The sequence below is a fragment of the Pseudomonas sp. REP124 genome (assembly GCF_020164475.1).
Taxonomy (GTDB): domain Bacteria; phylum Pseudomonadota; class Gammaproteobacteria; order Pseudomonadales; family Pseudomonadaceae; genus Aquipseudomonas.
The window spans coordinates 1-19,809 of sequence record NZ_JAIQWX010000120.1 but is presented as its reverse complement, the minus strand read 5'-3'; the positions used below and the strand labels follow the sequence as shown (position 1 = coordinate 19,809).

The window sequence follows — 19,809 nt, the reverse complement described above, 5'->3', positions numbered from 1 at the left end:
TGTTCACAGACCCTGTGGGAGCGGGCTTGCCCGCGATTGGGCCTCCCCGGCCTACAGCTTTTCCAGCGCCAGATTCAACTCAAGCACGTTCACCACCGGTGGCCCCACCAAAGGCTGCTCGATGTGCGCCTCCAGCAGATTCTGCAGCGTCGACACAGGCAGATTACGCGCCGCCGCGACACGCGCCAGTTGATAGGCAATCGCCGCCGGTGGCAAGTGCGGATCGAGGCCGCTGCCGGAGGTGGTGACCATCGCCAGCGGCACCGGGCCCTGACCAGGCACCAGCAGTTTGTTGGCGTCGTCGATCACGCGGGTGGCCAAGGCCGGGTTGCTCGGCGACAGGTTGCTGGCGCTGCTCGACACCGTGGCAAAGGCGCCGGCCGATGGCCGCGGGTGGAACCAGGCGTCACCGACGAAATCCTGGGCGATCAGCGAAGAGCCGCGAACCTTGCCCTCGGCATCGCGAACCAGGCTGCCGTTGGCCTGATCAGGGAATGCGACCTGGGCCACGCCTGTGACCACCAGGGGATAGGCGACGCCGGTGATCAGGGTCATCAGCACGAGCAGGCTCAGGGCTGGGCGTATCATTGTGGACATTTCGAAATCCTCGAATTAGGTAGAAACCCTGTAGGAGCTAGCTTGCTCGCGATGGTGGTCAACGATGACGCTGGCTGCCTGACACCCTGCGGTGTTCTCAGGTGCATCGCGAGCAAGCTCGCTCCTACAGGGGAGTGGGTTGTCGTCAGACCAGATGCAACGCCGTCAGCAACATATCGATCGCCTTGATCCCCACAAACGGCACCAATATCCCGCCCAACCCATAGATCAACAGATTGCGCCGCAACAACGCCGCCGCACTCGCCGCCTGCACCCGCACACCACGCAGCGCCAGGGGAATCAGCACGACGATGATCAAGGCGTTGAACACAATCGCCGAGAGAATCGCGCTCTGCGGGCTGCTCAGGTGCATGACGTTGAGCACGCCCAGTTGCGGATAGATCGCGGCAAACAGCGCCGGCAGGATCGCGAAGTACTTGGCCACGTCGTTGGCGATGGAGAAGGTGGTCAGCGCGCCACGGGTCACCAGCAACTCCTTGCCGATCTGCACCACGTCCAGCAGCTTGGTCGGATCGCTGTCGAGGTCGACCATGTTGGCCGCCTCCCGCGCCGCTTGCGTACCGTCATTCATCGCCATGCCGACGTCCGCCTGAGCCAGCGCCGGGGCATCGTTGGCGCCGTCGCCGCACATGGCGACGAGACGACCGTCGTTCTGCTCATGACGAATGCGCGCCAGTTTTTTCTCAGGCGTGGCCTCCGCCAGCACGTCATCCACACCGGCTTCGGCGGCAATCGCCGCAGCAGTCAGCGGGTTGTCGCCGGTGACCATGACGGTACGGATCCCCAGCTTGCGCAGTTCGGCAAAACGCTCGCGGATACCGGGCTTGACCACGTCCTTGAGGTGGATCGCACCGAGCAACTTGCCATCGGCGCAGACCAACAACGGTGTGCCACCGCTCTGGGCGATCTTGTCGATTTCCCGGGACAGGGCCGGTGCCAGGTCGGCGCGTTTCAGGCCGACGAAGGCCAACAACGAATCCACCGCGCCCTTGCGAAACACGCGGCCCTGATAGTCGACACCGGACAACCGGGTTTCGGCGCTGAACGGCACCGCAGTCAGCAGCTCACTGGCCGGCTCAGGCTGCGGTTGTGTGTTGCGCAGGTATTCGACGATGGATTTACCTTCCGCCGTGTCGTCGGCCAACGAGGCCAACAACGCGCCCTCGGCAAGCTCCCGGGTGGTCACGCCCGGAGCCGCTACTACGGCCGCGCAACGACGGTTACCGAAGGTGATGGTGCCGGTCTTGTCCAGCAACAGGACGTGCACGTCCCCCGCCGCTTCCACCGCGCGACCGGACTTGGCGATCACGTTCAAGCGCACCAGACGGTCCATCCCGGCGATGCCGATGGCGGACAACAGTCCGCCGATGGTGGTCGGGATCAGCGTGACCAACAGCGCCACCAGGAACACCAGCGGCAGGCTGCCGTTGGCGAAGTGCGCGAAAGGCTGCAGGGTCACGACCACCAGCAGGAAGATCAGGGTCAGGCCGATCAGCAGGATGTCGAGCGCCACTTCGTTCGGGGTTTTCTGGCGTTTGGCGCCTTCGACCAGGGCGATCATGCGGTCCAGCGTCGACTCACCGGGGTTGGCGGTGATCTTCACCAGCAGCCAGTCGGAGACCAGCCGGGTGTTGCCGGTGACGGCCGAGCGGTCGCCGCCGGACTCGCGGATCACCGGCGCCGATTCACCGGTGATCGCCGCTTCGTTGACCGCCGCGATGCCTTCGATGACTTCGCCGTCACCGGGGATCATTTCCCCGGCTTCGACCCGCACCACATCGCCTTTTCGCAGGCTGCCGGCGGGCACCACCTGAAAGCTGCCATTGCCGGTTTTGCGACGAGCACTCAAGCCTTCGCTGCCGGCCTTGAGACTGTCGGCCCGAGCCTTGCCACGACCTTCGGCGAGGGCTTCGGCGAAGTTGGCGAACAGCACGGTGAACCACAGCCATACGGCGATTTGCGCGGCGACAAAGGTCGGCACTGCGGTGTCCGGCACGAAGCACAGCACGGTGGTCAGGATCGCGGTCAGTTCGACCACCAGCATCACCGGCGAGCGCTGCAATTGCCGGGGGTCGAGTTTGACGAAGGCTTGCACCAGCGCCGGACGCCAGAGGGCCGAGATCGCGGTTTTCGATTGCTCCGGTGCCTTAGCAGGAGCGGGTTTGATTGCAGGCATATTCATGATGCAGCTCCTAAATAGAGAGGCTTAGAAGCCCATGCTCAGATGTTCAGCGATTGGGCCCAACGCCAGGGTCGGCAGAAAGGTCAGGCCACCCACCAGCAAAATGGTCACGGTCAGCAGGGTCACGAACAGCGGTCCGTGGGTCGGGAAGCTGTTCTGGCCGATCGGCGCGGTTTTCTTCATCGCCAGGCTGCCGGCCAGGGCCAGCACCGGAAGGATGTAACCGAAGCGCCCGATCAACATGCCCAGGCCCAGCATCAGGTTGTGGAATGGCGTATTGGCACCGAAACCACCGAACGCGGAACCGTTGTTGGCGCTGGCCGAGGTGTAGGCGTAAAGCAACTGGCCGAAACCATGGGCGCCGGGGTTGCTCACCGAAGCCACCGGCCCTGGCAGACTCGCGGCAATCGCGCCGAGCACCAGCACGCCAATCGGCATGACCATCAGGGTCACCACCAGCAATTGCACTTCCCGGGCCTGCAGCTTCTTGCCGAGGTATTCCGGCGTGCGGCCGATCATCAGGCCGGCGAGGAACACCGCGATCAACACGTTGAGCAGCATGCCGTAGAGGCCCGCACCCACGCCGCCGAAGATCACCTCGCCGACCATCATGTTGACCAGCGCGACCATGCCGCTCAGCGGATTGAGGCTGTCGTGCATGCCGTTGACCGAGCCGTTCGAGGCCGCCGTGGTGGTCACCGACCACAACACCGTGGCCGTGGTGCCGAAACGCGCTTCTTTGCCTTCCAGCGGCGCGGTCTGCTCGACCGCGGCGTTGTTCAGCGCGGGATTGGGCTGATATTCGGCCCACAGCGAAGTCGCCCCGCCGATCAGGAACAGCGCCAGCATGCAGGCAATGATCGCGCGGCTCTGGCGCAGGTCCTTCACGTAATGGCCGAAGGTGAACACCAGCGCCACCGGAATCAGGATGATCGAGGCCAGCTCGAACAGGTTGGCCCACGCCGTCGGGTTCTCGAACGGATGCGCCGAGTTCACCCCGAAGAAACCACCCCCGTTGGTACCCAATTGCTTGATCGCAATCTGACTGGCCGCCGGGCCCAGCGGAATCACTTGATCCACACCCTGCACAGTCACCGCATTCACATACTGCGCGAAGGTCTGCGGCACGCCCTGCCACACCAGGTAAAGCGCCAGCAGCAGGCACAACGGCAGCAGGCCATAGAGGGTGGCGCGGGTCATGTCGACCCAGAAGTTGCCCAGGGACTGAGTGGACTTGCGCCCGATGCCACGGCACAACGCAACCAGCACCGCCAGGCCAGTGGCGGCGCTGACAAAGTTCTGCACCGTGAGGCCGACCATCTGGCTCAGATAACTCAGTGACGCCTCGCCGCTGTAGGCCTGCCAGTTGGTGTTGGTCATGAAACTGATGGCGGTGTTGAACGCCAGCGTCCACTCCTGCCCCGGCAGGTTCTGCGGGTTCAGCGGCAGGTGATCCTGGAACAGCAGAATTACAAACAGCAACAGGAAACCCGCGAGATTGAAGGCGAGCAAGGCCAGGGTGTACTTCTGCCAGCTCTGCTCGGTCTGCGGATCCACCCCGGAGAGTCGATAACACCCACGCTCCACCGGCCCGAGAATCGGCGTGAGCCAGGTGCGCTGCCCTTCCATCACCTTGTAATAGAAGCGCCCGAGAAACGGCGCCGGAACCAATACCACCGCGAAAAACGCGAGGATCAGCCAATAGTCATAACTGTGCATAGCCGCTCCTAGCTCCGGTCCGCGCGCAACAGCGCAACCAACAGATAAATGAACAGCCCCACTGCCAGCAGCAGCGACACCCCGTCCAGAACGCTCATGGAAGATCTCCGTGTTACGGCTTGTTGCCGCTTGTGGGGTTATTGTCGGGAGGGAGGGTGTAAAGGAGCGAGATCGAGGGGGTGGGTGGGGTATAAAGAAAGTGTAAAGAGTGGGGTTATGCTGGTTTTACGGTGGCGTTTGGACGGACGCCTTCGCGAGCAAGCCCGCTCCCACATTGGCCCTGCGTACACAGATCAAATGTGGGAGCGGGCTTGCTCGCGAAGGCGGCGTCACAGTCGAAGTCGGTAAAACAGGTGTACACCTCTATTGCACTCACCCGCCCATGCCGACAAGCTATACCTCCTCCGTGTCATCGACTTACTCAAAAGGCTGGTTTACATGCGTATCCTCATCACCGGCGGCGCCGGGTTCATCGGCTCAGCCCTTGTTCGCGAGTTGATTCGACACTCCGGCGTTGAAGTGCTCAATCTGGATAAGCTGACATATGCCGGCAATCTCGAATCACTGACCAGCATTGCCAACGACACCCGCTATGAATTCGTCCAGGCCGATATTATCGATCAAGCGACCGTCAGCGCGGTGATCACGCGTTTTCAGCCCAATGCGATCATGCATTTGGCAGCGGAGTCCCATGTCGACCGCTCCATCGATGGGCCCGCCGACTTCATTCAAACCAACATCGTCGGCACCTACAGCCTTCTGGAAGCCACCCGCGCCTACTGGAACAGCCTTGCCGAGCCAGAAAAAGGTGCGTTCCGTTTTCATCACATCTCCACCGATGAAGTCTACGGTGACCTGCATGGCGTCAACGACCTGTTTACCGAAACGACGCCCTACGCTCCCAGCTCGCCGTACTCTGCCAGTAAAGCTGCGTCCGACCATCTGGTTCGCGCCTGGCATCGCACATATGGGCTGCCGGTTCTACTGACAAACTGCTCGAACAACTATGGCCCTTTCCACTTTCCTGAAAAGTTGATTCCGTTGGTCATTTTGAATGCGTTGGCCGGTAAGCCACTGCCGGTGTATGGCAATGGCTTGCAAGTTCGCGATTGGTTGTTTGTCGAAGATCACGCTCGTGCGCTGATCAAGGTCGTAGCCGAAGGCAAGGTCGGCGAGACCTACAATATTGGTGGCCACAACGAAAAGAAAAATATCGAAGTCGTGCGCGGTATCTGTGCATTGCTTGAGGAACTCGCGCCACAAAAACCTGAGGGTGTTACGCATTACGAAGATCTGATTACCTTCGTCCAAGATCGGCCTGGGCATGATCAGCGTTATGCGATTGATGCGAGCAAAATTGAACGCGAGCTGGGGTGGGTTCCTCAGGAGACATTCGCTAGCGGCCTACGCAAGACCGTTGAATGGTATTTGAACAATATGGATTGGTGTCGCCGGGTTCAGGATGGAAGTTACAAGGGCGAACGACTAGGCACGATTGACTCAAGGGAAATGCTCGCATGAAAGGTATCGTTTTAGCGGGCGGCTCCGGCACACGCCTGCACCCCATCACGCTGGGTGTATCTAAACAACTCTTGCCGGTTTACGACAAACCGATGATCTACTATCCAATTTCGGTGCTGATGCTAGCCGGAATTCGGGATATTTTAGTGATTTCGACTCCTCAGGATCTCCCCCAATATCAGAACCTGCTGGGGGATGGCAGTCAGTTCGGCGTGAACTTCAGCTATGCAGAACAGCCGTCGCCAGATGGGCTGGCCCAAGCGTTTCTCATAGGGGAAGACTTCATCGGCAATGATTCGGTGTGTCTGATTCTGGGTGACAACATCTTTCACGGTTCCTACTTTGGCGGGCAGCTGAAAAATGCTGCCAAACGCTCGTCTGGCGCCACCGTGTTTGGCTACTGGGTCAAAGATCCGGAACGTTTTGGTGTGATCGACTTCGACCGCGAGGGACGTGCATTATCGATTGAAGAAAAGCCGGCAAACCCAAAATCAAGCTATGCGGTCACCGGCCTGTATTTCTACGATAACGACGTGATAGAGATTGCCAAGTCCGTCAAACCTTCGCCTCGCGGCGAGTTGGAAATCACAGACATCAATAACGCCTACCTGAAGCGTGGGGATCTGAAAGTAGAACGCTTCGGGCGTGGTTTCGCTTGGCTGGACACCGGTACTCATGACAGTTTGCTTGAGGCCTCGCAATATGTTCAGACCATTGAGCATCGCCAAGGCCTCAAAATTGCTTGCCTTGAGGAGATTGCATATCTGAACACCTGGATTAGCCGTGACTTGTTGCTGGAGCGCTCCAGATATTTCGGCAAGACGGGGTATGGTCAGTACCTTGCCAAGTTGGCAGGAGAGGAGTTCACCGGCGATTAGCTTCAATACTGTGATCATCGTGTACGGGACGTTCGAGTCTGATGTGCAACTATGAAAATCCTTATCAGCGGTCAGAATGGCCAAGTGTCGCGTGAGTTGCAGCGTCGGCTTGCGTCGTCATACGAATTGCTTCTACCAGGTCGCGACAGGCTCGACCTGGCGATACCTCAGCAAATTCGCCAATACGTACGTAGCCATCGTCCCGATCTGATCATCAATGCAGCCGCTTATACGGCGGTCGATCTGGCTGAGAGCGATCCGCATACAGCCTTTGCCATTAACGCTGAGGCCGCCGGAATCTTTGCCCAGGAGGCGACGGCACTCGACACCCCGTTGATCCATTACTCAACCGATTATGTCTTCGACGGCAGCAAGGCCACCCCCTACACCGAGGATGACCTTCCCAACCCGCTGAGTGTTTATGGTCAGAGCAAACTGGCAGGAGAACGTGCCATCGCCGAGGCATGCGATAAACACTTGATCCTGCGAACGAGCTGGATCTATTCAACCCATGGCCGCAACTTTCTGCTGACCATGCAACGCTTGCTGCGGGAGAAGCCTGAACTGCGGGTAGTCTCCGATCAGATAGGTGCGCCGACCTGGGCTGGCACGGTTGCCACCAGCACGCTGGCGCTTATAGAACGTTGGCAAACAGGAGGCGTTGCTAAATGGGGCACGTATCATCTGACCGCCATGGGTGAAACTTCCTGGTTTCAATTTGCTCAGGTGATCAGAGAAGCATTACTACGACAGAACTCTGCTTGTGCAGAGCTAGTACCCATCACCAGCGACGAGTATCCAACCCCCGCAATGCGACCGCCCAATTCACGCTTGGATTGCGGCCTACTGTTACGCGAATGGGGCGTTAGCCAGCCGGATTGGCAAACAGGTTTGCAGGAGTGTCTTTCTGAACAGGCAAAACCATAGCACTTGCTGTCGATGCCGCAACCATCCGCGCGTACGAGGCGAGCTTAATATATGATCAGCACCAAGCGGGCACTGCAAGCGGCGGCATGGGAGCGTCCATCGACGCCTGAAAGCAGTTTATAAATTAGAGTAAGAACTAATCGCTGACTTATAAGCCACAAAATTAATTGTCCGGAGACATTACGTGACTGTCGAAAAAATCCAGTTCAACCGACCATATATGACAGGTCAGGAGTTTAAATACATTGAACAGGCGAAGCTTGGCAACAAGCTCGCTGGAGATGGTCCCTTCACTAAAAAATGTCATGCTTGGCTGGAGCAAACAACCGGATCCGTAAAAACACTACTTACACACTCATGTACTGCGGCACTTGAGATGGCAGCACTATTGCTGAACATCCAACCAGGTGACGAAGTTATCATGCCGTCCTATACCTTCGTATCGACTGCAAACGCATTCGTATTGCGCGGTGCAGTTCCGGTATTCGTGGATATACGCGAAGACACCCTGAACCTTGACGAACGCCTGATTGAAGCAGCAATCACACCTCGAACAAGAGCAATTGTTCCAGTCCATTACGCCGGCGTCGCGTGTGAAATGGATACCATCATGGAAATTGCCCGTCGCCATGATTTGATAGTAGTGGAAGATGCTGCGCAAGGCGTGATGTCTACTTATAAAGGTAGGGCACTGGGAAGCATAGGTGACTTGGGAGCTTACAGTTTTCACGAAACCAAGAATGTCATTTCTGGTGAAGGCGGCGCGCTTTTAGTGAAAGATGCCACGTTGGCAGTGCGCGCTGAAATTATTCGTGAAAAGGGCACCGATCGAAGCCGCTTTTTCCGTGGAGAAGTCGACAAATACACCTGGCAGGAGGTTGGCTCCTCTTATCTTCCTGGCGAACTGATTGCAGCTTTTCTTTGGGCTCAATTAGAGGAGGCGAAGAACATCACCTCACAGCGCTTGGCGAGTTGGGACCATTACCATCGACTGCTGGCCTTCGCAGAGACCCAAGGGGTTCTACGCCGTCCGATCATACCAACTGAATGCCAACATAACGCTCACATGTATTACGTCCTACTCAACCCTGAGACTGATCGGCAAGCAGTGCTAAGCAAGTTAAAGGAACGAGCTATTGACGCAGTATTTCATTATGTTCCCTTGCACTCCTCACCGGCCGGGCAACGCTATGGTCGGGCACATGGTTCCTTGACTATTACTGATCGACAGTCAGAGTGCTTGATTAGACTGCCGCTTTGGGTAGGGCTGAGTGAACTGCAGCAAGACAGAATTGCCGAGTGTCTGTTGGCCGCCGTGAGCTAAGGCATCAATTGAATTAGATCCGCTCATTCGAATTTAACCCAGGACTTCTCGATATCAAAGCACAAGGGAAAATAAATAGCGATTGAGACATGATAAATAATTTTATCGATTGAGAAATAGCATCATGTCTTAATATTCTTAGCCTCAGAATTTCGAGCACTGAAATAAATTTTTCCAACCATCTTACCGTTCAATTCTACGCGACTTCTTGTCAAACGAGTCCCCAAGCTCTGCTCTATGGTAAGGCTAACCCCGTTCGTATCACCAGGAATAGGCCAAACAGAACTTTCCCAGCGGCAGAATACCCACTGGCTGTCGTTGGCGATTTCGTAGGCCTTTTGATGCAAAAACTTGTTCATGGAAACGAAAATTTCGATCGGCGAGATACCTATAGGTGTTTCATCAAGAGTGATATTTTTTTCCACTAACGAAATTACACAACGCTCGGAAATTACTGATTCGTCAAATGGGGCGCGCCCCTGAACATTATTCTCAATCTCGACAAGACCTCCCTCATAAGAGATGCCATCCACTTTAAAAAAGAAGGTAGCGATTGGGTTTGACTGGAGGGACAATGAGTCACCGTGTTGCCACCACCCGCACAATAATTTCCTCGCAGTCATTCTGTTAATTGAAAAATTCAAATCTTCAATTTCCGCACCGCTGGCCCAACTTGAAATAGCCATCATTGCAGCATCGAGCATGCTTGTACCATGAACATATTCCCTACTTCCCTTGAAGTAGAGTGGCAATTCAACCAATAACATTATTTTGATTTCCTGAGATGGGCGGTCATATTGGATCGATGATTGATAGCAAAGTTACCCGATACGACTTGCCCCGCCGCAATACTAGTAATCACTACCGACCCCATTTTGAGCTGCGCACCATCGCCAATAACTAGTCCTTGTGCGACAGAGCAAGACGTCCCCATCCACACTCCCTCACCGACCCGGGTTCGGCCAGCAACAACAGTATTGCCTGAAATCACAGAGTTTTTACCGATAACGACCCCGTGACCAATATTAGCCATGATCCCGATCTGACAGTTCTCACCAATCGTCGTAGGTGTTTGAAATAGTGCCTTGGCTATTACTGCACCAGCTAAAATCTGGCAACCATTCCCTACCTTTACGCCACCCTGATGTCTGACTGTCATCAGCACACCATCCGCACCACGTAGCGTTATAAGTCCCTCAGCACCTACAACTGCGTTGGAACCTATGTAAACATTATCCCCAATTACAACGTTACTCTCGATTACCACATTGGCCGAGATTTCGACGTTTTCTCCTAATAAAGCACTAGGAGAGATAACCGCAGCAGGGTGAATATTACAATTACTACCTATGCGAGGCTGAGACGGATCTGCAGCATCGAAGGCTGGCGCGAGTTGCTTATAAAGATGAAAAAAATCGGCCCGTGGATCGTCGCTGTAGATTAGAGTTTTATCTGTTGCCAGCACTTCATTCTTTAAGGAATTCGGACACAAAATGCAAGCAACGTTTTCCTTGCTCAGAGCCAACTGTAGATAATGCAAATTTTGGCAATAGACAAGTGCTCCTGGAGAAACGGCATCAGTTTCATCAAGGTGCGAGAATCCACCACTATTGAAGATATGTTCACTAGGAAAGTAATCATTCGCTCGATATGTATGGGCCATATTTAGTCCAAGTGTTCTTCGATAACTGGAAATTGGCTCAGACTCGTCGCATTCTCGACAAGCCTGCCAAGATATTCACCCTGAATACCCAAGGCTAATAGTATGTTACCAGCCAGAAATGAGATCAAGGTAGCCAATGACGCCCATCCGGGAACTGAATGATCTGTCAGCAGAGCTCGCAGCATTATAAAAACCGCGAAGAAAATACTGGAAATACTTACGAACAATCCCCACACTGACACATAACGCAGTGGCAATAAAGAGTAGTTAACTATCAAAAAAGAAATAGTTTTGATTAATTTCTTGAGGGTATATGTACTGACATCGCCATCAGCACGAGCTGCGTGCCGAATGGTGACATTCGCCATCATCGTGACCGGTACCGAATTGAAAATCATCGCCGCGATATGCGGGTGAGAACCCTGGTATTTGACAAGTTGCTTAACCACTGCCGAGCTCATTGCTCGATAACTGGAGAGTGAAAAAGAGGAAGGTTTACCCATTATTCTGCTGACTAATTTTTTATTACACTGCGAGGCCAGATTCCGCCACGCGCTGTGCTTTTTCTCACCGGATGGGATTTTTCCAATAACGACGTACTTACCCGCGTTGAGTTGATCGATAAATAATGGCAAATCTTCCGGAAAGCACTGCAGGTCGTCATCGATGGTTACGACATAATTCTTTCTGGCATAACTCAAACCGCAAAGCGTGGCATGCTGTTGTCCCTTATTTTTTGCAAATCGAACGATTTTTACCCGCGCATCCTTTTCCCGCAACGCCAATGCAGCAGACCATGTCTCATCCGGACTAGCATCATCCACAAGGATCATTTCCCAATCATTGCTAATTTTTTGCAGTGCCTGGCTTGCTCTTTCATAAAAAGCGGCCAGTGTGCTCCCGCTTCGATAAACGGGGACAACGAGGCTGATGGAAACAGCTTTATTCACCACGTTGGACCTCATCTCGATTATCCGATTATTTGTTAAACAGGCTGAGCTCTCATCCTAAGGACAAGTCAGCTTGATTAGATACTGCTCCCCAGTCGGGAAGGATAGCTCACGCTACCGCAGACGCACCACAGAGACTTCGTCGAAAGAGAACTGCATGACACTCATGCCAGCGATGTCGTTTGAACTATGAGCCCGCTTTTTTTGCCAGTACAAGTAGAGACCCGCCAAACGGTAGAGGTAAACCTAGCTGTATTAATTTGAACTCCACTTTCATAGCGAACTCAAGCATTCGATTGGTTGTATCGGAAATATCGAACTCACTATTTTTTTCGGCGTTTTTTTGACCACGTCGCTGGCGTGATAACCACATAAGAGGAACCAACAAACTCACGAAGGAGGTAACGTATTGTACCTCCAGCCCTGCTTTTCTAACCTTTCCAATGAGCTCTGCACGAGTGTAACGGCGCACATGACATGCACGCTCATCCGCTTCCGACCACAGCCATCGGTGTTGCGGAACAGTCAACAACAGGCACCCGTTTTTATTAAGGGCCCGTGAGATATTGGAAATTACAGCCTCATCCTCATTGATATGCTCGATCACATCAAACGCGCCTATCAAGTCGTATCGCTCAACATCACTCAGCAAACGAGCGTCCATCTGCTCGAAAGTCGCGGTGGGAATCCGGCCGCGTGCATGGGCCAAACCTTCTTCGAAATACTCCGTACCGAACAGCTCAGCCTCCGGAAAATTACGAGAGATACCATCCAGCACAAAACCGGTCCCACAGCCGATTTCCAGAAAATTTTGGAACTTGGCTGCGCGGGACTTGAGGACCCACAAAATCAAGCGATTTCTTGCTCGAAACCACCAATGACGAGCCTCTGATGAAGCTAAGGATTCGAACGCCGCTTTGGGAAATGGTGTGTGTTCAGAACTCATAGTATTCACTCGCCGTCATCTTGATTCATTCCGAGGATTTTCCCGGAAGCCACTTGACATGTAAACCACTGCACCCAATACCGCCGGTACAAGCGCCATTAGTGCATAGTTAACCAGAGACACCCCTACCGCAATATGTGCTGGCACCCCTATCATCGCGTAAAAATAAACAAAAAAACCTTCTCGAATTCCAAAGCCCGCAATGGTAATCGGGATCAACGTCAGTATGGAGATGACGGGATAGAGCGCAAGATGTTGCATAAACGGAATATCATAACCGTATGCTCGAAATACTAAGTAAACCACAGAAATAAGTGACACCTGATAGCCACTAATCAGAAAAATAGAAGGAAGCAATGCTCTTTTATAAGGGAAATTAATAGTACCCGCGTGCAGTTTATCGACGTAACCTAATACTTTTCTAACAATGCGACTCTGATATTGGACACCATTATAAAGCTGGTGAACTGTTTGACTAAGCAAGATGAACTGCGCCACGACAGCTCCTGCACTTATTATCACAACGATCGCTACAAGCGACAGATAGTCATCTGATGGTGGTAGAAAAGGTAGTGCGATTAGTGTAAATGAACATAGCACCAATAGGCCCATCATTCTCTCAACTATGACAGTGCTACCTGCAATGCCACGCTTGTGAGGATTGCGTTTCTCGATGTAAAAAATTCGAAAAGCATCAGCGCCTTGTGATGAAGGTAGAACCAAGCCTTGAAACTGAGATATCAGGCTAATCCGCCAAAGCGTAGTCAGTCGTTCGTCTATGCCACTTTGACGAAGAAAAACCTGCCATCGATTTGCGGACAAAAAAGCAGTAACTGTGACAGGCAACAAAGCTGCTACTGCGATAAAACGCCAATCAGAAAAATCCGCTATCAAGTCAGTAAGTTTGATATCAAACTTTAGCACCAAAAACAAACCTATGGCGATTGCGACAAACAACTTTACCAAAATAGCAGGCATTTCGGATGCTCGAAGTTAAAGATCAACATAACTCGAGATAAGGCATGAGCATACCAAAACGCACACAGACTCACCCCTACAAATCACTCACCACATAAGCCAGCCTAAACTGGCCTATAGAGACTCTGTCAGGAAAGCCTGCCAGCTAGATACTCAACAAAGTCATTGATTGTCTTCAAACGATCGAGATCACCGTCAGGGATTTCAATTTCGCATGCATCTTGAATGTTCATTACAACTGTAAATACACCTAATGAATCCACGCCTTGATCAGTAAGGCTAACATCGTCTCGCAGGCTTCCAGCATTTGGCACTGCTGCATCGACAATTGCTTTAACAACGATATCTCTAATATCGGCCACGCAAACTTACTCCTAATTGATATTTTGCTTTTTGCGAAACGATATAAAATTCAACTAGCGATCATAGGTGATCGCCGGCATCCGCGTGGGATCTTGCCACATTTTCTGCTCAAGCGACACCCGGATGGAATTGGCAACATCATTGACACCATCATCCCAGGTTGCCAAGCAACTCATACGCGCCGGGGATTTGCATCTTGTTCGATGCAATCGGAGAATTCAGGAATGGTCCATTCAGAGCTTGAATCGAGCTGGTCGCCCAAGCTCGTTGCTACGGCGTCTCGTAATTGTTCCATGGCTCCTTTTCCCGAAGATGAGCTAGAACGATCGCAACACGGGAGCTAAATGCTGCAGCGCCAAGAGATGCCAAGCACTGACCTGATACGAACTCAAATCCGTGGGCAGCCGATTGGCCAACATGCCAGCCCATGAACCTGCTCAAAATGGAACCACTGCGAACTCAAATTGCTCAATACTGTATTCAAGAACGACTGGCAAAACCGCCACTCGGCCTGTCCTGAAGGAGAGCCCCATGCCCTGGTATGCCTGGTTGATACTGATCGTTGCAATTGGCTCGATCGTTGGCGGATTGATGATGCTGCGGGACACCGCCAACAAGGTCGAGTTGACGGAAGAACAGCGCCGACGTGTTGCCGAGCGCAATGCCGAGGCGGATTCAAAGGATGCGCAGGACCGCTGATGGTCCCGAGACAAACGCAGCCCCTGTAGCAGCTGGCAAAGCCTGCGTCCGGCTGCGCAGCAGTCGTAAAATCAGCGAATGCGGTATTTCAGACAGATCGCGTTCACCGAATTTACGACTGCTTCGCAGCCGGACGCTGGCTTCGCCAGCTGCTACAGGTCATCTGTTATTCCCAATCGGCCCTGGCGATATGCAAACCATGCAGCCCGTTATACGCCGCCCGCTCCGGCTGGCTCCATCCCTCCAGCAACGAATCCTCCAGACGATAAATCTCCACTCCCAACGGGCGACACACGCTCAACGGATCCTGCGCGTCTGGCCCCCACATGGCCAGCGACAGATCACCGCCCGGACAGGTCGATAGCGCGCACAGCAGATCGATCTCGGAGAAGAACTCCAGATAGTCTCCCTTCTGCGCCGGGCAGGCCTTCATGAAGTACATGTCGTCGTGGTTCAGGCCGGTGCACTGGAAAATGTTTAATACGTCATGCACATCGAACTCGGTCAGGCCGAAAGGCAGCACCGCGCGGGTCAGATTGGAATGGCAGTGGTGATGGAAATCCTCGCCGGTGAGCATTTTGTTCACATACGGATCGCAGCGGGTGCCGAGCAAATCGTGCAAACGTCCTCCATGCTCATCGATGCCGTAATCGGCGAGGCTGTCGTCGGTGATGGTTACCAAAGGACGTAAAAACGGCAGGTTCGACCAGAGCCGGTCATGGGTGCTGACGTGCGCGCCCTGCAGTTGCCTTGTACGCGAAGCCCATAAGCGTTCACGCGGATCGTGGGCGTTCCACACATTGAAATCGCCCACCTGCGGGCCGACCGGAGTGGTCACCCTGAAGACATGACCGGCGGGCACCTTCCACGCGCGGCCGGTGCGAATCGGCACTTCGAACGACTCGATCAGCGTGCGCCCTTCCTTCGTGTCGCGCACCCGTTCATAGAAGGCCTTGTCCACCTGCAAGGCTGAGCCTTTGCTGACTTGATAGGCCGCTGGATAGTCTTTGTACATGGCGCGATTCCTCGTTCAGTGACGCGAAGTGGAGGCAAGCATTTGCAACAACAGATGTTCGGAGTCGTCGAGATAAAGGCTCAGCGCTTCTTCGGCTCCGTGTTTGTCGCCCTCGATCAGCAGTTCATGGATCTGCCGATCACGAGCCAGCCAGGGCGACTGAAAACGCGACTCGTCAGGCGCCATGCAGAACACCAGGCGCAATTGCGCGACGACATTGGTGAAGAACTCATCGAATAACGAACTGCGCATTAACCCGACGATGTGTTGATGAAATGCCAGGCTGTGGGTGCCAACGGCGCGCCAGTCCTCGCGCTCCGGGGCCAGCTCCGTGGCTTCGAGGGCTTCTTGCATAAGGTCGGACTGATAGTCGCGCAGCGGGCGACTGGCATGGATGGCTTGCAACTCCAGCGTGCGTCGGACCTTGAACAAATCCCGCACATCATCAGGACCCAGGCGGCGCACCATCACGCCTTTGTTGCGTACATAGCGTGCCAGACCCTCCTGGCCCAGCCGGTGCAAGGCTTCACGGATTGTATTGCGCGAGGCGTTGTAGGCGGACACCAGATCGTTTTCGACCAGGGCCATGCCGGGCAGCAAGCGCCCGCCGATAATGTCGGCACGCAATTCCAAAGTGATGTGATCGGCCAGTGACAGTCCGCTGTTCATGCTCAACGCCTCAGGATTGTTCAACAATCATCCGCCAATGAGTAATCACTATTCGTGCCACTAATGCGGGCGTTTAATACAAGTTCGACGCATCTGTGTGCTTTTCAGAAGTAGAAGTACAGTCACCATCCAATTTTCATTGGTTAATATGGCGCATTGATGCTGGAGAAATCAGATGCGTTACTCGCAGGACCACAAAGCCCAGACCCACCAACGCATCATCAAGGAAGCATCGGAGCGCTTTCGCCGTGACGGCATCGGCGCGACCGGCCTGCAACCTCTGATGAAGGCGCTGGGCTTGACTCACGGTGGCTTTTACTCGCACTTCAAGTCCAAGGACGAATTGGTGGAAAAGGCGCTGCATGAAGCAGGCGAACAAGTGGATGGACTATGCGCACAACTGTTTGCCGAGGAACATCCGCTCGAAGCATTCATCGACACCTATCTTTCCGAGTGGCACCAGACTTCGCCACACGAAGGCTGCCCGCTGGTGACCATTTCCTCCGAACTGGGCCTGCGCGGCCATCCGAGCCCAACCAGCGATGTGATATTGAAGGCGCGACTCGATCAGATCGAGAGCAAACTTGAAGGCCAAAACGCCGACGAGCGCAGCATCGTCATGATGGCTGCACTCGCCGGCGCTTTGCTTTTGTCACGCAGTGTTGCCGACGCCGAATTTGCTCAACGCATCCTCGACGTCACCCGCGAACACCTCAAAAAGAACCTCGGTTAACGTTCCCAGCGCTTGAACAGCACGCTGGCGTTTACCCCACCGAAACCGAAGCCATTGGATAACGCGTATTCAATGGGCATCGGCCTGGCCTGACCGTGAACGATATCCACACCTTCGGCGGCTGGGTCCGGGTTGTCGAAATTGAGCGTTGCGGGAACGACCTGATCACGGATTGCCAACAGGGTGAAAATCGCTTCGATCCCCCCTGCCGCACCGAGCAAGTGGCCGGTGGCGGATTTGGTCGAAGTCACCGCGATCTTGTTGTCTGCGCCGAACAGCGATTTGATCGCCGCCAGTTCTCCCAGATCGCCAACCGGGGTTGAGGTTGCGTGGGCGTTGAGATGCTGGACTTGTTGTGGGTTGATGCCCGCCTGAGCCAAAGCCAGCGACATTGCGCGACGTGCACCACTGCCATCCTCCGGGCCGGCGGTCAGGTGATAGGCATCGGCGCTGGTGCCGTAACCGACGATCTCGGCAATGGGCTTGGCACCGCGGGCCAGGGCATGTTCCAGGGATTCGATCACCAACAGACCGGCGCCCTCGCCCATGACAAAGCCATCGCGACCGCTGTCGAAGGGGCGTGAAGCACGTTCCGGGGTGTAGTTGTAAGCGCTGGACAAAGCGCGGGCCGCCGCGAAGCCGGCGAGACTTACTCGATCGATTGCCGCCTCAGCGCCGCCGCATATCGCGATGTCCGCTTCGCCGGCGCGAATCAGCCGAGCAGCGTCACCAATCGCCTGGACCCCGGCGGCACAGGCTGTCACCGGTGCGCCCAACGGGCCCTTGAAACCGTGCTGAATCGACACATGCCCGGCCGCCAGATTGACCAGGAAAGACGGGATGGTGAACGGTGATAAACGTCGTGGGCCCCGAGTATCGGTGGTCCGCACCGCATCGGCGATCGCTCCGAAACCACCGACGCCGGAACCGATGATGGTCGCGGTCCGCTCCTGGGTGTTGGTGGTCTGCGCTTGCCAACCGGCCTGCTCCAGCGCCTGACGCGCCGCTTCCATCGCGAACATGATGAAGCGGTCCATCTTCTTCTGTTCTTTGGGTGGCGTTGCCCGGTCCGGGTCGAATCCAGCTTCGGGATCTTCAGCAATAGTCGGCACTGCACCACCGACTTTGGCCGGCAGATCAGCCACAACATCGTCCGGCAGATTCTTTATGCCGGAGCGCCCAGCCAGCAGGCGCGTCCAGACCGCTTCAACACCACTACCCAACGGAGACACCAGGCCCATGCCCGTAACGACTACTCGACGATCACTCATCCCGCTTCACCTCTTGTCGGCTTTTGTCGCGCTTCATTTATAACGCGTCGCGGCTTTGCTTTTGGAAAGGTTCGGTGCCATCACATGACGCGCCGCAACGAAGGCCTCCCAGTCAGCGGCATCGGGAAGCGATGGGATAGTAATCAACTCGCCCTGATCCAGCCCCGACAACGCAGCATCGACCATCTCCCCCGCCTCCATGACCATGTCCGCGGGAATCTGTGAAGCATCGATACCGGAACGCTCCCAGATCTCGGTACGTGTTACGCCTGGCAACACGGCCTGGACCGTGACGCCGGTGCCCTGGAGTTCGGCATTCAGGGATTGGGTAAGGCTCAGAACGTATGCCTTGCTGGCGCTGTAGGTCGCGTTGAAACGCTCGGGGAACAGCGCCACCACAGAGCCGATATTGATGATCGTGCCTCGGCCCGCCTTGGCAAAACCGGCCGCTGCAGCAGAAGCCAGGCGCGTGACTGCGGTGATGTTCAGCTGAATCATTCGCTCCAGCTGATCGGTGTCTGCATTGGCCAGTAACCCATCTGCCGCCATACCGGCGTTATTCACCAGCAGACTAATGCTCGAGTCCGTGCGCAGGCGTTGTTCGAGTTTGAGCACGTCGTCTTTTTGCGTGAGGTCCGCTTTGAGCACTTCGACCTGGACACCGTGTTCGGTGTGCAGCTTGCTCGCTGACTCGTCCAGTCGTCGTTGATCGCGAGCGACCAGCAACAGATTAAAACCACGGGAGGCAAGGCGCTGCGCGTAAACCGCGCCGATACCGGAAGAAGCACCGGTGATGAGGGCTGTACCTTGGGACTTGGCGGGATTCATAGGTGTGCTCCTGGGAAGTGCTTTAAGGGAAACCTAACGCTTGGAATTCAAAGCGTCGGGACGAATGACCTATTGATTATATGCATAATTTAATTTGAATATGATAGCCGTAATTTTGAGCTCCCCGACAGGAGGCGTCTATTTTAGCGTCCGCCAACATGCAAAAGGCCGGTCAATGACCGGCCTCTTGGCGTTGAACAGAAAGCTTAGTTCACTTCCAGCTTCTCGCGGTTGCGATCCAGGATCGCCTTGCCGATACCCTTCACCTCCAGCAATTCATCCACGGATGCGAACGGTCCATTGATGTCACGATACGCAACAATCGCATTGGCCTTCGCTTCACCGACACCCGCGAGTTCACGTTGCAGCGTGGGTGCATCAGCACCATTAAGATCAATTTTGCTGCTTTGAGCCTTAGGTGCCATTTCCTGGCTCATCGGCGAACTGACGCCATCTGACTTGGCTGTGGAAGCCGCAATGGCAACCGTAGAAAGACTGGTAAGCAGGGCAAAAACGAGGGAAGAG

21 protein-coding genes are annotated in these 19,809 nt (G+C 54.8%); 6 read left to right on the top strand and 15 right to left on the bottom strand.

Features of this window, described 5'->3' with window-relative positions:
- Nucleotides 1-51: 51 nt before the first annotated feature.
- The 4 genes from kdpC to kdpF all read right to left on the bottom strand — a co-directional run bounded on the left by kdpC (nucleotide 52) and on the right by kdpF (nucleotide 4,617).
- Nucleotides 52-597 (bottom strand): potassium-transporting ATPase subunit KdpC, encoded by a 546-nt coding sequence (gene kdpC / locus K9857_RS23325; RefSeq protein ID WP_224539750.1) that lies wholly within the window; start codon nucleotides 595-597, stop codon nucleotides 52-54.
- Nucleotides 598-742: 145 nt separating this feature from the next.
- Nucleotides 743-2,800 (bottom strand): potassium-transporting ATPase subunit KdpB, encoded by a 2,058-nt coding sequence (gene kdpB, locus K9857_RS23320; protein ID WP_224539748.1) that lies wholly within the window; start codon nucleotides 2,798-2,800, stop codon nucleotides 743-745.
- Nucleotides 2,801-2,824: 24 nt separating this feature from the next.
- The gene (gene kdpA / locus K9857_RS23315) at nucleotides 2,825-4,519 is read right to left on the bottom strand and encodes a potassium-transporting ATPase subunit KdpA (RefSeq protein ID WP_224539745.1); all 1,695 of its coding nucleotides are present in this window, start codon (nucleotides 4,517-4,519) and stop codon (nucleotides 2,825-2,827) included.
- An 8-nt stretch (nucleotides 4,520-4,527) separates the two neighbouring features.
- Nucleotides 4,528-4,617: a K(+)-transporting ATPase subunit F gene (gene kdpF / locus K9857_RS23310; RefSeq protein ID WP_032830911.1), complete on the bottom strand. Its 90-nt coding sequence runs from the start codon at nucleotides 4,615-4,617 to the stop codon at nucleotides 4,528-4,530.
- 340 nt (nucleotides 4,618-4,957) lie between these two features.
- Between kdpF and rfbB the strand changes: the two genes are divergently transcribed.
- The 4 genes from rfbB to rffA all read left to right on the top strand — a co-directional run bounded on the left by rfbB (nucleotide 4,958) and on the right by rffA (nucleotide 9,169).
- A complete protein-coding gene (gene rfbB, locus K9857_RS23305) occupies nucleotides 4,958-6,040 on the top strand; it encodes a dTDP-glucose 4,6-dehydratase (RefSeq protein WP_224539743.1) in 1,083 nt (360 codons plus the stop codon).
- A complete protein-coding gene (rfbA, locus tag K9857_RS23300) occupies nucleotides 6,037-6,918 on the top strand; it encodes a glucose-1-phosphate thymidylyltransferase RfbA (RefSeq protein WP_175378668.1) in 882 nt (293 codons plus the stop codon). The genes rfbB and rfbA overlap by 4 nt, the downstream gene beginning before the upstream one ends.
- A gap of 51 nt (nucleotides 6,919-6,969) precedes the next feature.
- Nucleotides 6,970-7,845: a dTDP-4-dehydrorhamnose reductase gene (rfbD, locus tag K9857_RS23295; protein WP_224539741.1), complete on the top strand. Its 876-nt coding sequence runs from the start codon at nucleotides 6,970-6,972 to the stop codon at nucleotides 7,843-7,845.
- A 184-nt stretch (nucleotides 7,846-8,029) separates the two neighbouring features.
- Complete coding sequence (gene rffA / locus K9857_RS23290) at nucleotides 8,030-9,169, top strand: dTDP-4-amino-4,6-dideoxygalactose transaminase (protein ID WP_224539740.1); 1,140 nt, start codon at nucleotides 8,030-8,032, stop codon at nucleotides 9,167-9,169.
- A 122-nt stretch (nucleotides 9,170-9,291) separates the two neighbouring features.
- Here rffA and K9857_RS23285 read toward each other — a convergent pair whose 3' ends face one another.
- The 6 genes from K9857_RS23285 to K9857_RS23260 all read right to left on the bottom strand — a co-directional run bounded on the left by K9857_RS23285 (nucleotide 9,292) and on the right by K9857_RS23260 (nucleotide 14,068).
- Nucleotides 9,292-9,936, bottom strand: coding sequence for a hypothetical protein (locus tag K9857_RS23285; RefSeq protein ID WP_224539737.1), 645 nt, complete (start codon nucleotides 9,934-9,936; stop codon nucleotides 9,292-9,294).
- The gene (locus K9857_RS23280) at nucleotides 9,936-10,832 is read right to left on the bottom strand and encodes a DapH/DapD/GlmU-related protein (RefSeq protein ID WP_224539734.1); all 897 of its coding nucleotides are present in this window, start codon (nucleotides 10,830-10,832) and stop codon (nucleotides 9,936-9,938) included. Before K9857_RS23280 ends, K9857_RS23285 begins: the two co-directional genes overlap by 1 nt.
- A gap of 2 nt (nucleotides 10,833-10,834) precedes the next feature.
- Nucleotides 10,835-11,782 carry a glycosyltransferase family 2 protein gene (locus K9857_RS23275; RefSeq protein ID WP_224539732.1) on the bottom strand — a complete coding sequence of 316 codons (948 nt, stop codon included), beginning with the start codon at nucleotides 11,780-11,782 and terminating at the stop codon, nucleotides 10,835-10,837.
- Between the two features lie 187 nt (nucleotides 11,783-11,969).
- Nucleotides 11,970-12,728: a class I SAM-dependent methyltransferase gene (locus K9857_RS23270; protein ID WP_224539731.1), complete on the bottom strand. Its 759-nt coding sequence runs from the start codon at nucleotides 12,726-12,728 to the stop codon at nucleotides 11,970-11,972.
- A 15-nt stretch (nucleotides 12,729-12,743) separates the two neighbouring features.
- Complete coding sequence (locus K9857_RS23265) at nucleotides 12,744-13,706, bottom strand: lysylphosphatidylglycerol synthase transmembrane domain-containing protein (RefSeq protein WP_224539729.1); 963 nt, start codon at nucleotides 13,704-13,706, stop codon at nucleotides 12,744-12,746.
- A 128-nt stretch (nucleotides 13,707-13,834) separates the two neighbouring features.
- Nucleotides 13,835-14,068, bottom strand: coding sequence for an acyl carrier protein (locus tag K9857_RS23260; RefSeq protein ID WP_224539727.1), 234 nt, complete (start codon nucleotides 14,066-14,068; stop codon nucleotides 13,835-13,837).
- A gap of 532 nt (nucleotides 14,069-14,600) precedes the next feature.
- On the opposite strand from K9857_RS23260, the gene K9857_RS23255 reads away from it, so the two are divergent.
- Complete coding sequence (locus tag K9857_RS23255) at nucleotides 14,601-14,768, top strand: DUF2897 family protein (protein WP_224539726.1); 168 nt, start codon at nucleotides 14,601-14,603, stop codon at nucleotides 14,766-14,768.
- A 166-nt stretch (nucleotides 14,769-14,934) separates the two neighbouring features.
- On the opposite strand, the gene K9857_RS23250 is transcribed toward K9857_RS23255, so the two are convergent.
- Both K9857_RS23250 and K9857_RS23245 read right to left on the bottom strand, forming a co-directional pair.
- The gene (locus tag K9857_RS23250; RefSeq protein ID WP_224539724.1) at nucleotides 14,935-15,783 is read right to left on the bottom strand and encodes an urea carboxylase-associated family protein; all 849 of its coding nucleotides are present in this window, start codon (nucleotides 15,781-15,783) and stop codon (nucleotides 14,935-14,937) included.
- 15 nt (nucleotides 15,784-15,798) lie between these two features.
- Nucleotides 15,799-16,452, bottom strand: a complete 654-nt coding sequence (locus tag K9857_RS23245) for a GntR family transcriptional regulator (protein WP_224539722.1) — start codon at nucleotides 16,450-16,452, stop codon at nucleotides 15,799-15,801.
- A 175-nt stretch (nucleotides 16,453-16,627) separates the two neighbouring features.
- On the opposite strand from K9857_RS23245, the gene K9857_RS23240 reads away from it, so the two are divergent.
- Nucleotides 16,628-17,185, top strand: coding sequence for a TetR/AcrR family transcriptional regulator (locus tag K9857_RS23240; RefSeq protein WP_224539720.1), 558 nt, complete (start codon nucleotides 16,628-16,630; stop codon nucleotides 17,183-17,185).
- On the opposite strand, the gene fabF is transcribed toward K9857_RS23240, so the two are convergent.
- From fabF to K9857_RS23225, 3 genes are all read right to left on the bottom strand, one after another.
- Nucleotides 17,182-18,456, bottom strand: a complete 1,275-nt coding sequence (gene fabF, locus K9857_RS23235) for a beta-ketoacyl-ACP synthase II (protein WP_224539718.1) — start codon at nucleotides 18,454-18,456, stop codon at nucleotides 17,182-17,184. The genes K9857_RS23240 and fabF overlap by 4 nt on opposite strands.
- Before the next feature lie 33 nt (nucleotides 18,457-18,489).
- Nucleotides 18,490-19,284, bottom strand: a complete 795-nt coding sequence (locus K9857_RS23230; RefSeq protein ID WP_224539716.1) for an SDR family NAD(P)-dependent oxidoreductase — start codon at nucleotides 19,282-19,284, stop codon at nucleotides 18,490-18,492.
- A 206-nt stretch (nucleotides 19,285-19,490) separates the two neighbouring features.
- The coding region (locus K9857_RS23225) for a ComEA family DNA-binding protein (protein WP_224539714.1) at nucleotides 19,491-19,809 on the bottom strand (319 nt) is incomplete at its 5' end.

What these genes read in the sequence shown, in the direction of transcription:
- K9857_RS23240 (WP_224539720.1), top strand. Translation starts at nt 16,628, where the DNA reads ATGCGTTACTCGCAGGACCACAAAGCCCAGACCCACCAACGCATCATC.
- fabF (WP_224539718.1), bottom strand. Translation starts at nt 18,456, where the DNA reads ATGAGTGATCGTCGAGTAGTCGTTACGGGCATGGGCCTGGTGTCTCCG.
- rfbA (WP_175378668.1), top strand. Translation starts at nt 6,037, where the DNA reads ATGAAAGGTATCGTTTTAGCGGGCGGCTCCGGCACACGCCTGCACCCC.
- kdpA (WP_224539745.1), bottom strand. Translation starts at nt 4,519, where the DNA reads ATGCACAGTTATGACTATTGGCTGATCCTCGCGTTTTTCGCGGTGGTA.
- K9857_RS23280 (WP_224539734.1), bottom strand. Translation starts at nt 10,832, where the DNA reads ATGGCCCATACATATCGAGCGAATGATTACTTTCCTAGTGAACATATC.
- rfbD (WP_224539741.1), top strand. Translation starts at nt 6,970, where the DNA reads ATGAAAATCCTTATCAGCGGTCAGAATGGCCAAGTGTCGCGTGAGTTG.
- K9857_RS23250 (WP_224539724.1), bottom strand. Translation starts at nt 15,783, where the DNA reads ATGTACAAAGACTATCCAGCGGCCTATCAAGTCAGCAAAGGCTCAGCC.
- kdpB (WP_224539748.1), bottom strand. Translation starts at nt 2,800, where the DNA reads ATGAATATGCCTGCAATCAAACCCGCTCCTGCTAAGGCACCGGAGCAA.
- K9857_RS23245 (WP_224539722.1), bottom strand. Translation starts at nt 16,452, where the DNA reads ATGAACAGCGGACTGTCACTGGCCGATCACATCACTTTGGAATTGCGT.
- K9857_RS23285 (WP_224539737.1), bottom strand. Translation starts at nt 9,936, where the DNA reads ATGTTATTGGTTGAATTGCCACTCTACTTCAAGGGAAGTAGGGAATAT.
- kdpC (WP_224539750.1), bottom strand. Translation starts at nt 597, where the DNA reads ATGTCCACAATGATACGCCCAGCCCTGAGCCTGCTCGTGCTGATGACC.
- K9857_RS23255 (WP_224539726.1), top strand. Translation starts at nt 14,601, where the DNA reads ATGCCCTGGTATGCCTGGTTGATACTGATCGTTGCAATTGGCTCGATC.
- K9857_RS23270 (WP_224539731.1), bottom strand. Translation starts at nt 12,728, where the DNA reads ATGAGTTCTGAACACACACCATTTCCCAAAGCGGCGTTCGAATCCTTA.
- K9857_RS23265 (WP_224539729.1), bottom strand. Translation starts at nt 13,706, where the DNA reads ATGCCTGCTATTTTGGTAAAGTTGTTTGTCGCAATCGCCATAGGTTTG.
- K9857_RS23230 (WP_224539716.1), bottom strand. Translation starts at nt 19,284, where the DNA reads ATGAATCCCGCCAAGTCCCAAGGTACAGCCCTCATCACCGGTGCTTCT.
- rfbB (WP_224539743.1), top strand. Translation starts at nt 4,958, where the DNA reads ATGCGTATCCTCATCACCGGCGGCGCCGGGTTCATCGGCTCAGCCCTT.
- kdpF (WP_032830911.1), bottom strand. Translation starts at nt 4,617, where the DNA reads ATGAGCGTTCTGGACGGGGTGTCGCTGCTGCTGGCAGTGGGGCTGTTC.